The organism is Methylobacterium sp. W2 (assembly GCF_020662345.1).
GTDB lineage: Bacteria > Pseudomonadota > Alphaproteobacteria > Rhizobiales > Beijerinckiaceae > Methylobacterium.
Window position 1 is genome coordinate 11,040 of record NZ_VMOA01000050.1, and the last position, 15,158, is coordinate 26,197.

The following is a 15,158-nucleotide window of genomic DNA, read 5'->3' on the forward strand; positions in this document are numbered from 1 at the left end:
AGTTGCTGACATACCGCGTCGGGAGCGCCGGGGGCCTGAGCGGGGCCCGCGCCATGGCGGCCCATCTCCTCGAAGCCACCCTTCCGCCTGAGATGGCCCAGGTTGCCGCTTACTATGCCCGTTCGCCCGGTGCCGCATCGGCGGGGCCCGAGGCCTTCACCGCGACCGTCCCTCGCATCCGCGAGGACCTCGACCCGCGCCTCGCCGCTCTGTTGAAGCTCGACCCGCATCAGGTTTTGGATGCCGATGCGATCGCGCATCTCCTCGCTGGCCGACGTGCCGATGGCGAGCCGGTCGATGGACGCGCGCAGCGGGAAGCGACCCCCTCCCTGTCGGCCGAGACGGGGCTCGCCGCCGACCGCCTGCCGACCGCCGAGGAAGTCGCGCAGGTCCTCGCCGGCCGACATGCCGGGACGGGCGGCCCCCTGCCAGCGGAGCGCGCCGCAGGCCTGCGGACCCGGCTGCTCCGGCTCCTCGGCGCCGGTGACGCCGAGCCGGACGCCGATGTCGTGGCGGCGGTCGCCCAGGGTCGCCGCGCCGATGGCGGGCCCCTGCGCCCCACTGCCATCCTCGACGGGCTGACCGCCAGCAAGGCTCCGGTTCGGTTCGTCGACCTGTGCTTCTCGGCCGACAAGAGCTTCTCGATCGCGTGGGCCTTCGCCGAGACGGAAGCCGAACGCGCCCTCCTCCACGCCATCCATCGGGATGCCGTGGCGGCGACGATGCGCACCATTGAGGGGACGCTCGGCCGGGCCCGGCGGGGCAAGGGAGGACGGGGCGGATACGAACCGGGCCGCTTGGCCTGGCTCGCGTTCGACCACCTGACATCGCGGCCGACGACGGAGATCTCGACCCACGATCCTGAAACCGGCGAAGCCTACACGCACCTCGCGACGGTGCGCGTGGCGGGGACGCCGCAGGTGCACAGCCACGTCTGCTGCCTCGCGCACGTCCTCACGGATTCGGGCCACATCGGCACCGTCGACCTCGCCCAGCTCCACGGCCAGGTTCACGTATGGGGGGCCCTCTATCAGGCCCGCGTTGCCACTGGCCTGCGCCGGATCGGCATCGACGCGAGGCTCGACCCCAAGACGGGCGCCGCCCGCATCGTCGCAGTGCCCGAGCGCGTGCGCGCCGCATTCAGCAAGCGCACGAACCAGGGTGAAGCCGCCGCCAGGGCCTATGCCCAGGATCAGGGCCTCGACTGGGATAGCCTCGATGCCGGCCGGCGCATCGGCTTGCTCAAGCAGGGCGTCCAGGGCGACAGGCGCGCCGCGAAAACCGACGATTGCGGTGATCTCGACGCATGGCGCCGGGAGGCCCAGGCCCTCGGATGGCGGCCAGGCCCCCTGTCCAACTTGGACAAGCCCATTCCCCTCCCCGGCCCTGGCGAGCGGGCGGAGATCGCCCGCGCCGCAGCGGCACCTCTCCTCGCGGAGGCTTTCAGGGGCGAGGCCGTCGTCGACGAAAGCGCGGCCAGGATCGCGGCGGCGCGTGGCCTGGTGGCCGCCGGCATCGAGGACGCGGAGGAGATCGACGACGTGACCCGCGCTCTCCTCGCGGGCGGCATCGAGGAGGATGGTATCCACACCCCGGTCATCACGCGGGAGGTGCGGGGCCCGCGCGGCGCGACTGCTGTTCGGCTCACGACGCGTGCCCATCTCGACCGCGAGACGCGCCTCGTGGCATTGGCGCGCGCGGCCGCCGAGGACCGCTCCGCTGCCCTCACAGCCGAGGAAATCGACGCTGGTACCGCTGCCGCAGGTCTCGATCTCACCGGCGCGCATGGTCAGGCGCAGGCTCGGGCCATGTACGTCCTGGGGTCCGGCGGCCGCGTCTCCAGCCTTACGGGCTCTGCCGGATCCGGAAAAACCTATCTGTTGCGTGGCCTGCAGTTCGCCTGGGCCGCGAAGGGACGGACGGTATTCGGCACCGCCGTCGCATGGAGACAGGCGCAGGCACTGGCCGATGCAGGAATCCCCGAGGAGCGGTGTCTCGCCCTCGCTGCCCTCATGGCCCGCGTACGCGCTGGAACGCTGAAGCTCGACGCGAACAGCGTGGTGGTGATCGACGAAACGAGCCTCGCCTCCGCAAAGGATGCACTTGCCCTTCTGGAACTGCGCGAAGCGGTTGGATGCACGCTTCTCGCCATCGGGGATGAGCGCCAGGGCCGAAGCGTAGAGGCGGGTGGCGTTGTTGGTCTCCTCGGTCGTGCCCTCAATGGCGAGGTGGCGGAGGTGACGTCGACTGTCCGTCAACGCTCCGCCCAGGAACGTGAACTCGCCGGTCTCGCCCGGGCCGGCCGGGCGGCCGATGTGCTCGACGCCCTCCGTGACCAGGGAAGGGCCCGCCTCGCCCCCGGCACCCTGACCGAGGCCGCCGAGGCCGTCGCGGACCTGTGGCAGGAACGGGTCGTGGCAACCGGCGAGGGCGCCGTCCTGGTCGTTGCACCGACGCGCGAGGACTGCCGGACCATTAGCCTCGCCATCCGCCGACGAAAGCGCGTGGCAGGACGCATCGGCCCTGACATCGCGGTACTGGATGCCACCGACCAGGCCGGAGACCTCTACACCCTGCCCATCGCCGTCGGTGATCGCGTCAGGCTCTACAGCAAGACGCACGCACGCGGCGCCGGTCGCGGACAGCTTGGGGTCAACGGTTCGCTGGTGGAGATCTGCGCCGTCGAGGCTGCCGGCCTTGTCCTGCGCACTTCGAGCGGGCGAGAGGGACTCGTCCCATGGACCGCGCTGCGCGACCGCGAGACCGGCCGCATCAAGTTGGGTCCCGGCGAGTGCCAGAGCCTCTCGGCTGCCCAGGGAGCCACCGCCGAGGAATGCATCCTTGCAATGCCACGAGGTTCCGAAGGTGTCGGCGCCGGAGCTTTTTACGTAGGGCTGACACGCCACCGGGCGACGTCTTGGCTGGTACTCGGCGAAGCCGGTGAACGCCGCGCCGTGGCCGCGCGCAGAAGTATCGGCGACGCACGCCCGATCCGTGCGGCGGACTTGTGGAGCCATGCCGCCGCCACCTTCAGCCGGCGCCCAGCAAGCGAGGGGGCCCTCGACCTCCTCGACCGTGCCGCTGGCATCCGGCATGCGGCCGAAGACGGATTCCGACGCGGCCTCGCGCGCCTGGAGGCCAGGACCGCGCGTGGGCTGGCACCGACCGTTCTGTCTGGTCAGGGTCGCCGGCAGCGTCTCGCCCTCGCGTTGGAGCCCCTTGCGGCACGTCTGGCCGCTCGGGCGCAACTCCTCGTCCAGGTTTCCGCAAAGGTGGCCGCCCTCGGCCGCACTCTCGTCCATGCCGCAGACATTGAGCTCACCGAGCCGAAGAGCCAGCCTCGCCCCGGTGGGAGACGAACGCCAGCATCGGCGCCACGGCGGTGAAGCCGTAGCGTCGATCCCGTCCAGGGTTGGGTTGGAAGCGCCCACCCTGCCGGCCTTCAGCGGCGCACGCTCAGCATGGAGATCGGCACGCCCGCATCCACATCATTGTCGGCATCGCACCACCGGATCCGGGCCCTGTTGCCGGGGACGAGCCCGACATCGATCACAAGCGGGTCCGGCCTCGTCGGGAGGGCCGCGCCGGCGGGGCCATACGCCACCATGGCGCCGTAGGCCGTGATCCGCAGCCGGCGGAGCGAGAGCGCCGAGAGGCTGCCAGACATCAGCTTGTCGATGTCGTCGAGGACGTCGAGCAGGACCCACTCCTCGGGCTTCTGTTCGCCGGTGCTCTCGTCGACGCGACGCAGGATGGCGTGCTGCAGCTCCTCGGCGACCGGGGAGACCGGCACTGCCTTGAGCAGCGTGCGGACTTCCTCTTGGAGGAGCGTGTCGGTCTGACCGACGGGGATGAAAGCGCTCTCCAGGGCGGAGAACGCTGTCACGCCCGCGGAGTAGGCGGCGAACGTCTTCGGGTTGGGCGAGGCCTCCAGGGCCTTCAGGTGGGCGGTTGCGGCCTGGAAATCGGACCGCAGGAAGGGCGAGATGGGCATGGTGGGCCTCGGGGTGAAGCCGGGGTCGGCGACCGCGGTCCAGCAATGCTGCCACGATGAAAATCGGACCCTGGGCCGCGGGGCCAGAAATCGGACGCGCCTGCAAAAAAGTGGGATGGCCGGGAGCTTTCACGCTCCTGTGCAGCTGGAAAGTCGCACCGCGCGAGCCCGCACAGGCCATTCAATGGGCTGAAACCGGCCTTCGGAGACCCTGCTCGCGCGAATCGGGGGGTCCGCTACGGTTCGGGAGCCGTTTCCCGGTTCGCGCAGCTAACCGCCTTGGACGAGAAGGTGCGGTTCGTCCGACAGGGTGTCGGGGTTTAGAGCGATCCGGGTTCCGTCCCGTCTGGTGCTGTTCCGCCCGTTCTGGACAGCCGCCCCTTCCCTTGTTCGTCACCGACAAGCTTGCTGCCATCATTTTCTTTGGTTGTCGGTCAACGAGCGTCACATCGGCGGTTCAGCGTCGGTGCGAACCGCCATCAGTACCGAAACGGCTGTGCCGGGGCGGTGAACCTGCTTTCTCGGAAGCACTGCGAGGCTCCCGATAGCTTCGGTTTTCCCCAAAATTAACAGACCCGTATCCGTGGGATGAATTGATCTGCATCCTATCCTTTGCGGCTGGGAGCCCGCCTCGGTGCAATCATGCCGGGTTCCGCGCCGGCCGCGACGCATCCAGGATTGCCAGTCCCGATTGATGATGCGCACGAGGTTGGGCGAGTTCTTTCGACCCTGATGGCGGCGCTCCTCGACCGTCAGCAGTCCATCCCCCTCCGCGAGGCGGATGGCCCCCTGCGCCAGACGGCGGCAGACCCCGGCGCGCGCGGCGATGGCGTCGATGCATAGGCCACACACGTCTTTCGCCGAGACCTCGTCGGCCACGATGCGTAGGACAGCAATTTGACCCGTGGTGAAGCGCGTGGCCAGGGCCGGTGGCAACGGACTCGATGCGGCCAGTAGGCGGCGGCGGTCGCGTGAGGCACGGCGATCCGGGGTGACTTGGTTCCGGCGCGGAGGGAACAGACTCACGCGAGGCGAGGGGAGGCCAGGGATAGGCAAAGGCCTAATCCCATCACGGATCGCGTTGCGGCGACCGTGCAGCCGTTCGGCCAAAGTCTGGGCCTCTCCGTCACTCAAGGCGCCCGCACCGTGTCCTTGCCAGAGCTGGCGACCCAGTTCGTCCATCTGCGCGAACGTACGCGCGCCCTCGATCGCGGCCTGCATGGCGGCGTGAAGCATCGTCCTCGGTCCCTGCTTGGGCCGCGGCAAAGCAGGGGGAGCAGTCAGAGCTGTCCCCGTCAAAAGGCAAAGCGCCATCGTCTCGGGAGGCGATCCCGATTGACACCTGAGCGGTGTTATGATGTCTGGGGAATTGGAGTTGGGTCCCCCGGACCTCATCGATTTCGACGGCCTCACCCTTGCCGGGGTGGGGCCGTTGGCGTTTTGGGCTTAGGTCTTTCTCGCGGCGCTCATTCCTGATGGTGGTTGGCCCACGACTCGCTCCGAAGAGCGAGCGCAACCAGACATGCCATGTCGGCTGTCGCACAGGGTGAAGTCAACGCTTCGCGGTTGATGAAGCGCCTCGCTCCCGAGCCCGCAGCTTCGAAGACGGTTTGGAGTCGCCGCAGCCGTTCCTTCGCGGAAGCTCTTGCTAGGCAAGTCCGCGCGAGTCGATTTATGCGGCCTTCCCTCTGGAAGAGGTACGAATCAATGGAATGGAGCCAGTGTCAGTCCGGAAATCGCCTGATCGGATGCGGAAGTTCAGTAAAAGCAAGTAGCGCCCAGTGACTGAGCAAGGCTGACTCCATGAACAAGTGGGTCATGATTTCCAAAAAAACCTGTTAGATTTCTAACAGGTTTCTAATGGGTTTCAGGAAGCTTTCCCGTTTGTACCTGCCGCTTCGTACGCGTCGAGGGCTCGTTCCAAGAGCTCGCCTAACACCAAGCGCTGCTCGTCGGCGAGCCGTGTAAACCTCTGGGCGGTCTCTTCCGTTACCTTGAGACTCAACTGCTTGTTACGGCCTGTGCGATAGCGTCGCTGTTCAACCTTAGGTGGTGCCGCTACCGTTTTCTCGCGCGGTGTTGGCTCACGGCTGGGAAAGCCTTGATCTTCGGATACAGCGCGGATGGCTTCCGAAGCGGGGTTTTCTTTCCGCGCTGACAAGGGCGTCGGCGCAAAGTCACCTAGGTCGAGTTTGCCAAGCGGATCGGTACGTCCAGGTTTAGGCTCGCTTGGCATTATGCAACCTGCTTAGTCTGGGCCCGGTCGTCACGCAGGCGTTGAACGATTTCTGCGGCGAATTCGGCGGCGTTGTTGATCGCTACTGCCATGTTGCTGATCCCCTTGCCTGCTAAGCCCTGCAGCGTGCCACCGTATGAGAACATCGCTCTATAAGCCTCCCGGTCGCAGAGGCGGGTCTTCAGGACAGGGATTGCACGCTCTTCGAAGCTCAGAAGAATGTGCTTGAGCGTATTCGGCATGATCGCTGGGTTCGTGCGCGTGACTAGTACGGTGTAGGGGATGTTCCGCCCTCCCCTTCTCTCTGTGCGTTTGATGAGGCCAATCTGGCGTGCTGCCTGTGAAGCATCGAACTGCGAGCCTTGAACTGGAATCACTACAAGGTCAGACATCGAAATTGCGTGGCTAACCATTAGACTTGCCACGCCCTCTAAGTCGACGATGACGAACGCGGCGGTGCTCGCGGCTTCGTCAATCTTGTCCATAATGGTTTCTTCCGTTGCACCCCCAACGATCCGAAGGGTTGGTGGAAGGCCCGGCAACTGGCTCCACTCCTGTACGAACTGATTAGGGTCAGCATCAATGATGGTGACGGTCGCACCTTGCTCGGCCAGCATGCTGCCGAGGATGCAAGCGGCCGTAGTTTTACCTGCGCCGCCCTTAGGCGATGAGAAGGTGATGACGGGCATGTGCTCCTCGCTGAAAGCTGTCTGGTTTCGGAAAGCCGTCGAAAAGCCCTTAGGTAATAGAAAGCTGCCAGCTTTCTCTTAACAGCCTGTTAAGCTAACCGCTATCGGAAGGAAATCAGAAAGCTGTCTGGAAGCCGTGAGGAAGCAGGAAGCCTCCAGAACCTTAATGGCTACCAGAAAGCTTTCTGGTTTTCGGAATGACGTTGACCTCTAGGGTGCCACGGGCGAGAGTAGAAAGCCGTCCGAGTTCCAACAGAAAGCCAAAAGCTTTCAGGAAGGCACTTAAAACTCTAGAGCAGCTTGTCCGAGCGTAATGCTGGAGTGGCCTAACACGAGCCGTGACATAGGAGCCTGACGGGGTGGACGGCCCTCGCTATGGCATCGCTGTGCCAGGATGAGGTCGTTGATCTCATCGACAGGAGGCGTCCATGGGACATGGTCAGCACCATCGGCCCAAATCTGGCGAAGTACGTCCTTCAGATCCACGGCATCGATCCGAGGGCAAGGTCCTCATGCGTCGGCTTGGACGACGCCTACATGGCCGGCTTGCTCAAGGGACAATTCGTTTCATGTGTTTGCCTCGGGATGTTTGGTACCAGCCTTGCCGGACTTCTTCTCCTCGAACAGACGCTCACATCCGGCCTTGGTCAGCGCGTCACGCTGCAGGTCGGGGTTCTGGTCGAGGTTCTGGTCGAGGTTCTGGTCGAGGGTGGAAACACGGGCATATCCAACGAGCATGTCGGCTTAGTGGATCAAGCGCGTTTATCTGGCAATAGAAATCCAGTCATATTTTCCCGACAAAAATAGGGCGGTTCGAGGCCGCTCGGACCTGATCCATCTCTAATGTCGTGAATACGATCGAATACCGGACAGCTATACGGTTAGGACGAATATCCCGATTGGGTGGGATGTGGAAGTTGACCGACCGCCCGTAAGCGGAAATTTCGTCTGCGACCCAACTACGCCGTAAGAGCAAGCCAACGTATCTCTTGAAAGCAGACGTTGCAGTCGATCTCGCCGTGCGAGGGCATGATCTCGGATCTCCGCCTTTCAGAGTGGTGACGCCGCCGCATCATTCCTCTGACTGCTCCTGGGTGACGGCCGTATGCCGTGGTTGAGGACGAGTCGGCGGTCACGCTGACGTCACCAATCTTTTTCGTGTGTCAGTGGAATAGACGCGCCCGTTCGGCATCTCTCCCGATGCGGTCATGGTCGACCGCCGGAGACCTCACTCATGCACACCATGCTGATCCGCGCTGCCTTTGCGGCCTTCGCCTTCTCCGCCGTCGCCGCCCAGGCCGCTGCGCCTGCGATGACGGCCGAGACTGCCAAGGGGCCGGCGCTCGTCGATTCCAAGAGCATGACCCTCTACACCTTCGACAAGGACATGGGCGGCAAGTCGATGTGCAACGGCCCCTGCGCCGCCAACTGGCCGGCACTGATGGCCGCCTCCGGCTCGGCTGCTAGTGGCGACTGGACGATGGTGACGCGGGACGACGGGACGATGCAGTGGGCCTACAAGGGCAAGCCGCTCTACACCTTCGCCAAGGATACGAAGCCCGGCGACATCACCGGCGACGGATTCCTCAACGACGCGTGGCACATCGCCAAGCCCTGATCGGTAAAGCCTCGTGGACGAGATCGCCGCCCTCATCGAACCGCAGATCCCAGCGTTGCGGCGCTACGCAGTCGCACTGTTGCGGGACCGCGAAGCGGCGGATGACCTCGTCCAGGACACCCTGGAGCGGGCGTTGTCCGGCTGGTCCGGACGTCGCCGCGACGGCGACCTGCGAGCCTGGCTGTTCACGATCGAGCGCAACCTGTTCCTCGGCACTGTTCGACGCCGGGGCCGGCGCGGCATCGATGTCGGCGCTGAGGCTTTGGAGCAGGTGCCCGATCCGGGTGCCGACCCCGAGGCCGTTATGGGGGCACGCGACGTGCTCACCGGACTCGACGCCCTGCCCGAGGAGCAGCGCTCAGTGCTACTGCTCGTCGCGGTCGAGGATCTGTCTTATGCGGAAGCGGCGCAGGTGCTCGGAGTACCGCTGGGCACGGTGATGTCGCGGTTAAGCCGAGCCCGGGAGCGGATGCGAAGTTTTCTGGAAACGGGCCGAACCGGCTTGTTGAGGAGGGTGAAATGAGCGGGGATCCGCGCCCGGTCGGCGAGGACGACCTGCACGGCCTGATCGACGGTCATCTTGAACCGGAGCGGCAGGCGCTGGTCGAGGCATGGCTCAGGGGAAACCCCGCGCGGGCGGCCGAGGTCTCGGCGGATCGCGCCCTGCGCGAGCGCTTGCGTACCCGCCTCGCGCCGATTGCCGAGGAGGCGATCCCGGCGCGGCTCCGGGTGGCCAACATCCGCTCGCGACATAGCCCAATAACCGGGCGCTGGCTTCCGGTCGCGGCTGCGGCCGTGTTCTGCCTCGCGGTCGGCGGTGCCGCCGGCTGGTTCGGCCATGCCGCGCGGCAGGTACCCACGGTCACGCTTGCGCGAACCGAGCCGGCGACCGACGACGCAGTGGCGGCCTTCCGCACCTACGTGGTCGAGGCGGTGCATCCGGTGGAGGTGCGCGCCGACGAGAAGCCGCACCTTGTTACGTGGCTCTCGAAGCGCCTCGGCCGGGCGGTGACCACCCCCGACCTCACGGCCTACGGCTTCCGCCTGATGGGCGGGCGGTTGTTGCCCGCTGGGTCCGAATCCGCAGCGATGCTGATGTACGACGACGACCACGGCACCCGGCTGACGCTCTACAGCCGCGTGGGCGATGCGGATGGCCGCACAGTGTTCCGCTTCGCCCGCGAGGGCGACGTCGCCGCTTTCTCCTGGGTCGATGGCGGCATGTCCTACGTCGTCACCGGTCGGACCGACGAGGCCCGGCTGCTCACCGTCGCGCAGGCGGTTGATGCGCAGGTCCGCGGCCTCGCGCCGGATCGGCAGCAGCCATGACCCTCGACCAGCTCCGCATCTTCGTGGCGGTGGCCGAGCGGCAGCACGTGACGCGGGCCGCCGAGGCACTGAACCTCGTTCAGTCGGCGGTCAGCGCGGCGATCGCCAATATCGAGGGGCGTCACGCCACCAAGTTGTTCCACCGGGTCGGCCGCGGGATCGAGCTGACCGAGGCGGGGCGCACGTTCCTTGTCGAGGCCCGTGCCGTGCTCGCCCGGGCGGAGGCCGCCGAACTGGTGCTCGCAGACCTCAGCGGCATGCGACGAGGGACGTTGGCGCTTTACGCCAGCCAGACCATCGCCAGCGACTGGCTGCCGCGCCATCTCGTTGCCTTCCGCCGGGCCTACCCCGAGATCGCTATCCGGCTGGCGGTGGGCAACACCACCGACGCCGCCGACGCGGTGCGCGCGGGGCAGGCCGAACTCGGCTTCGTTGAGGGAGCGCTGGACGACCCGACGCTCGCGAGCACGACCATCGCGCGAGACCAGCTTGTCCTCGTAGTCGCTCCTGGCCATCCCTTCGCCGGGGCTACTGCCCTCGAACCCAAGGAGCTCGCAACGGCCAATTGGGTGCTGCGCGAGGCGGGATCGGGAACCCGCTCGGCTTTCGAGGCGGCGCTGACGGACGCCGGCCTCGCTGCGGCTCAACTCCAAGTCACACTCGAATTGCCCTCGAACGAGGCGGTCCGCGCCGCCGTCGAGGCCGGGGGCGGGGCCGCCGTGCTGTCCGAGACCGTGGTCGCCGCAGCGCTTCGAGCCGGGACCCTGGTACGGGCGGCGTTCGCCCTGCCGAGCCGTCCTTTCCGGGTGCTGCGCCACAAGGAGCGCTACTGCAGCCGGGCCGCCGACGCGCTTCTCGACCTGATCGCGACGGCGAACATCAAATGAGTGAGCCCGCGAAACCCGTGCCCCCCGACGATCCCCGGGTGAGGCTCGCCGAGGACCGGACGGTGCTGGCAGCCGAGCGTACGTTCGTGGCGTGGCTTCGCACCGGGCTCGCCTTCCTCGGCGTCGGCCTGGCTGCGCAGCGCTTCCTGCGGGAGGTGCTGGCGGTTTGGCCGCTGAAGGTGCTGTCGCTCACGCTGATCGCCTGTGCGCTCGCCTCGTTCGCCGGCGCCGCATGGCGGGATCGGGCGATTCGAGCGCGTCTTGCCCATACCGAGATCCCGATGATGCCGCGCATCCTCACCGTCGGGATCGCGGCCCTGCTGATCGCGATCTCGGGCCTTGCGGCCACCGCCCTACTCTGGGCGTGAGGTCAGGCCACCGTGACCCGTACCCGGTGCCAGGCGGCGCTGAGGTAACCCTTGTAGTTCCAGGTGTCGTCCGGCGCCGCAGGCTGGGTCTGGCCGGCTGAGTCCCAGGCCCGCACCGCGAGTTCGTGTTCGCCCGCGGTCAGCTCGCAGTCGATCTCCCAGAACGTCCAGGCGTAGGGTGCGTCCGCATCGCGGTCGATCCGGGCCTGTGCCCAGCTGCGACCGCCATCCGTCGAGACGTCGACGCGGGCGACCGCGCGGTCGCTGGCGATGGCGTAGCCGCGGATCGCGTGCCGGCCGGCCTTCAACGCTGCGCCGCGGGCGGGCTCGCAGATCGCGCTGTTGAGCGGCATCGCCTCGATGGTGATGCCGTGGGTGGGGTCGGCGGTCTCGGCGGTCACGTCGGGCGGAAACAGCTTGTAGTCGTCGGCCTGCATCGGATTGTCGGAGGGCCGGTCCTGCACCGTGATGCGGGCGAGCCACTTCGGGCTGCGGATACCGGCAAATCCCGGCACCACCACGCGCAGGGGGTGGCCATGCTCGGGGGAGAGATGCTCGCCGTTCATTGCGAAGGCGACCAACGTATCGGGGGCCAGCGCCTTGGCGAGCGGGATCGAGGCGCCGAAACGCGTGTCCGTGTCCGCGATCCGGTCGTGGCTCTCGAAGGCCACGTGGCGCGTATCGCCCGCATCGATGCCGGCCGCGCGCAGCACGTCGGCGAGGCGCACCCCAGTCCATTTCGCGTTGCCGATGGCGCCGGGCGCCCACGGGTCGCCGGAGACCGGGGCCACCGCTAGCATGTCGGCCCGGCGGTTGCCGGCGCATTGCATTACCGCCGTGACGGTGACGGGCGCGAACCGCGTCTTCAGATCGGCAATGGACAGTTCGAGCGGCGTCGCAACCATCCCGTCGACGGTCAGGCGGTAGCTGTCGGCGTCGAGATCCGGGATATTCCCGTGGCTGCGGACGTAGAAGTCGGCCTGCTCGGTGAGGAAGGCGGCGCGTAGGCGATCGAGCGGTGGCTCGGCGTTGTAGGGCGCCTTTCCGTGGACGATGAGGCGGTCCTTGCGCTGGAACAGGCCGAGCATGGGGTCTTTGTCCTGCGTTCGTGACGTGTCGACGACGAGAACGCGCCGGGAGCCGAGAAGGCACCCGACGCGCGACGCCTCAGGGCTTCATGGTCGAGATGACCGCGTTCTTCGCCCGGTCCACCACGGCGACGCTAAGGTCGCGGTTGAGGACGTAGGCGTGGGCGTTGTCGGCCGAGAACGCGATCGCCTGGCGCGGCTCGTTCAGGCCGGTCACCGTGGCGACGACCTTGAGGGTGCCGGTATCGATCACCGAGAGCGAGTTGTCCTTGAGGTTGCCCGAATAGACGAAGTGCCCGTCCGGGGTCAGCGCGGCGCCGTAGGGGTCCTTGCCCACTGCCACCTCGGAGGTGACCTTACGGGCGGCGACATCGACCACGCCGATGGTGTTGCGGCCGCTGTTGGCTGCAAACAGCGTCTTTCCGTCCTTGGTGATCGAGATGGCGCGCAGCTTGTCGAACCCGGCGATCTCGCCGGTGATCTTGTTGGTGGCGGTATCGACCAACGTGATCTTGTCGCCGAGGAAGTTCGTCACGAACACGGTCTTGCCGTCCGGCGACAGCTTCACGCCCTGGCGCGGCTGCGCGAAGCCGGGGATCACAGCCTCGGCGAGCATGGTCCTGGTGTCGAACACGGTCAGCGTGCTTGCGGCCTCGTTATTGACGTAGAGCTTGCCCCCGTCGGCCGAGAGCACCGTACCGAACGAGCCGGGGCCCGCGGCGAGAACGCCGGCCTCCTTGCCGGTGGCGGTCTCGTAGACCGTGATCCGGCCGGTGCCGCTGTCGGAGACGTAGAAACGGGCGCCGTCCGGCGCGAACACGATGTTTCGCGGCGTGACGAAGCCGTCGAGGCGGCGCAGCACCGTGCCCTTGGCGACGTCGTAGACGACGACGGCGCTCTCCTCGCTGTTCGACACAGCGGCGACGGTCCCGGCGGCGTTCAGCGCCAGTGCGTTGTTCTTGATCGCGCCGTCGAAGCCGGCGGCGAACCCGGGCTGGGCCTGCGCTAGGAGCAAGGCGGCTCCGGCGAGGAGGGTGCGGAGGCTGGTGCGGATATGGGTCATGAAGCGGGTCTCTCGGGCATGCGCGCTCGTTCGGCGGCCGGGGCCTACCGTGAGGGCTGGTTCGAAATCGGAAATCCGTGGTCTAAGGCCGGGCCGGCCGTGCATCGCCCTGGGGAGACGCCGGAAGGCGCGGTCTATTCCCCGAGGCCGGCGAAAAAAGCGCGGCGGCCTCGGGATTCGGGGGTTCAGGGTGCCGGCTTCAACGCCGTCAGGTAGTCGACGATGGTCTGCACGTCGGCCTGATCAACGGGCGCATTGTAGACGTGGACCATCTTGTTCACGGTCTCGGTCCACTGCGCCTTCGTGAGCTTGGGTTGGGTTAGCACCATCCCGGCCGAGTGGCAGGCGAGGCAGTTGTTGTTGACCGCCTCGGCCCCCTGTCCGTCGGGGAAGGTCCGGTCGGAGGTCGGCATCGCGATGGATTGTGAGGTGAAGCGCATCGGCTCGGGGGCCGGGGCGGCAAGCGCCACCAGAGGAGACAAGGCGAGCGCGGCGATCAGGGCCGCCGGATGGATCGGGTTCATGGCTGGTCTCCTCAAGCGGCCTGGAAGGATACGGCCTCGATGCCGTTCTGCATGAAGCCGGCCCCGTTCCAGATCCGGTCCATGCCCTGCGCGACGCCGTTGGTGTTGGTGCAGCGGACCCTGACCGTGTGGGTGCCGGCGGCCAGCGCCGGCAGGCTGCCGTCGAAGCGGCGGAAGCTGTAGGGGCCCTCGTCCGCGCCGAGTTGCGCCGGAAACCACGTCGCCCCGCCGTCTCTGGAGAACTCGACCGCCTTTACCCCGCAATCGCCGCCGAAAGCGATGCCGCGGATGGCCACCGGCGTTCCGGCTGCCACCTTGGCGTCGTCCTGCAAATTGGTGATGAACGAGCGCGGCACCATCCTGTTGATCGGCACCGTCTTGAAGCCGGTCTGGCCTGGTTTGATGTTGGCGCCCGGCACGTCCGGAATGCGGTAGGCGGTCTTCATCCAGTATTGCTCGTCGGGCTTGTCCAGCACCTCGATGTCGGACAGCATCTTGACCCAGTAGGTCGAGTACCAGCCCGGCACCACGAGGCGGAGCGGGAAACCGTTGAGCAACGGGAGCTGCTCGCCGTTCATCGCGTAGGCGATCATCACCTCACCATTGTTGGCGTGGTCGAGATCGAGGGACTTCTTGAAGTCCGGCGCGTCGTCGACGACCGGCTCGTCGAGGCCGTTGAAGCGCACCTGCACGGCACCGGCCTTCACCCCGGCCTTTTCGAGCACGTCCTTGAGGCGCACCCCGGTCCAGCGGGCGTTGCCCATCGAGCCGTTGGCCCATTGCGCCCCGGGCACCCGCGGCTCGAACAGCCCGCGTGAATTGCCCGAGCACTGGTTCACCGCGGCGATCTCGAAGCGCGGCAGGCCGGCGATGGCGTCGAGCGAGAGCGAGAGTTCCTTATCGACGTGGCCGTGGACCTTGAGCCGGAAGGTGCCGGCATCGACTTCGGTCGGGATCGAGGCCCAGTGCCAGCGCACGTAGAAGCGGTCGTTGGGCGTGAACACGCCCTCGTCGAACACCGAGAACGGCGTCTCCAGCAGCGGCGGATGGGTGCGCTGGAGGATCATCTCGCCTTTGCCCGGAAAGGCGGTGGTCAGCGCCCGCTCGTCCGGGCCGCCGGGCAGCGGAAGCTTCACCGAGCCCGCGGCCCAGGCCGGCATGGCGGCGGCGAGGCTGCCGACCCCTAGGCCACCCAGGACGAGGCGGCGGTTCAACGGTTCGTGCAGATGGCGCATGATGTCTCCCTGGAATCGTTTGTTGGGCCGCGTCGGCCGGTCGCTAGATCTCGGTGTCGCCGTCGGCGGACGGCATTGGCGTCGGTCGAGACGGTTCGGTCTCGCCGCCGGAAACTCGGGTCATCGA

Annotated in this window: 13 protein-coding genes and 1 pseudogene; 6 read left to right on the forward strand and 8 right to left on the reverse strand. The window is 66.9% G+C overall.

The annotated features are described in order from the left end of the window. Positions 1-2: 2 nt before the first annotated feature. Positions 3-3,386 (forward strand): MobF family relaxase, encoded by a 3,384-nt coding sequence (mobF, locus tag FPV16_RS21850; protein ID WP_227440576.1) that lies wholly within the window; start codon positions 3-5, stop codon positions 3,384-3,386. Between the two features lie 56 nt (positions 3,387-3,442). Here mobF and FPV16_RS21855 read toward each other — a convergent pair whose 3' ends face one another. From FPV16_RS21855 to FPV16_RS21870, 4 genes and pseudogenes are all read right to left on the reverse strand, one after another. Next, a complete protein-coding gene (locus FPV16_RS21855; RefSeq protein WP_227440578.1) occupies positions 3,443-3,994 on the reverse strand; it encodes a hypothetical protein in 552 nt (183 codons plus the stop codon). Between the two features lie 444 nt (positions 3,995-4,438). Beyond that, positions 4,439-5,230 (reverse strand): hypothetical protein, encoded by a 792-nt coding sequence (locus FPV16_RS21860; RefSeq protein ID WP_227440580.1) that lies wholly within the window; start codon positions 5,228-5,230, stop codon positions 4,439-4,441. A gap of 999 nt (positions 5,231-6,229) precedes the next feature. Beyond that, positions 6,230-6,919, reverse strand: coding sequence for a ParA family protein (locus FPV16_RS21865; protein WP_227440582.1), 690 nt, complete (start codon positions 6,917-6,919; stop codon positions 6,230-6,232). Between the two features lie 582 nt (positions 6,920-7,501). Then, a pseudogene (locus FPV16_RS21870) lies at positions 7,502-7,657 on the reverse strand (recombinase family protein); the annotation flags it as partial. A 496-nt stretch (positions 7,658-8,153) separates the two neighbouring features. On the opposite strand from FPV16_RS21870, the gene FPV16_RS21875 reads away from it, so the two are divergent. The 5 genes from FPV16_RS21875 to FPV16_RS21895 are packed head-to-tail and all read left to right on the forward strand — an operon-like array spanning position 8,154 to position 11,121. Then, the gene (locus FPV16_RS21875; RefSeq protein WP_056186085.1) at positions 8,154-8,537 is read left to right on the forward strand and encodes a hypothetical protein; all 384 of its coding nucleotides are present in this window, start codon (positions 8,154-8,156) and stop codon (positions 8,535-8,537) included. 13 nt (positions 8,538-8,550) lie between these two features. Then, on the forward strand, positions 8,551-9,060 hold the full coding sequence (locus tag FPV16_RS21880; protein ID WP_018044293.1) for an RNA polymerase sigma factor: 510 nt from the start codon (positions 8,551-8,553) through the stop codon (positions 9,058-9,060). Next, positions 9,057-9,866, forward strand: coding sequence for an anti-sigma factor family protein (locus FPV16_RS21885; RefSeq protein WP_056186082.1), 810 nt, complete (start codon positions 9,057-9,059; stop codon positions 9,864-9,866). Before FPV16_RS21880 ends, FPV16_RS21885 begins: the two co-directional genes overlap by 4 nt. Further along, positions 9,863-10,753: a LysR substrate-binding domain-containing protein gene (locus FPV16_RS21890; RefSeq protein ID WP_056186080.1), complete on the forward strand. Its 891-nt coding sequence runs from the start codon at positions 9,863-9,865 to the stop codon at positions 10,751-10,753. The genes FPV16_RS21885 and FPV16_RS21890 overlap by 4 nt, the downstream gene beginning before the upstream one ends. Further along, entirely contained in the window at positions 10,750-11,121 is a 372-nt protein-coding gene (locus tag FPV16_RS21895; RefSeq protein WP_056186077.1) for a YidH family protein, read from the forward strand. Before FPV16_RS21890 ends, FPV16_RS21895 begins: the two co-directional genes overlap by 4 nt. Before the next feature lie 2 nt (positions 11,122-11,123). On the opposite strand, the gene FPV16_RS21900 is transcribed toward FPV16_RS21895, so the two are convergent. From FPV16_RS21900 to FPV16_RS21915, 4 genes are all read right to left on the reverse strand, one after another. Continuing rightward, on the reverse strand, positions 11,124-12,209 hold the full coding sequence (locus FPV16_RS21900; protein WP_056186076.1) for a sulfite oxidase: 1,086 nt from the start codon (positions 12,207-12,209) through the stop codon (positions 11,124-11,126). Between the two features lie 79 nt (positions 12,210-12,288). Beyond that, positions 12,289-13,272, reverse strand: coding sequence for a beta-propeller fold lactonase family protein (locus tag FPV16_RS21905; RefSeq protein ID WP_056186073.1), 984 nt, complete (start codon positions 13,270-13,272; stop codon positions 12,289-12,291). A gap of 185 nt (positions 13,273-13,457) precedes the next feature. After that, entirely contained in the window at positions 13,458-13,796 is a 339-nt protein-coding gene (locus FPV16_RS21910; protein ID WP_056186069.1) for a c-type cytochrome, read from the reverse strand. Between the two features lie 11 nt (positions 13,797-13,807). Beyond that, positions 13,808-15,031: a molybdopterin-dependent oxidoreductase gene (locus tag FPV16_RS21915; protein ID WP_056186066.1), complete on the reverse strand. Its 1,224-nt coding sequence runs from the start codon at positions 15,029-15,031 to the stop codon at positions 13,808-13,810. Positions 15,032-15,158 lie beyond the last annotated feature (127 nt).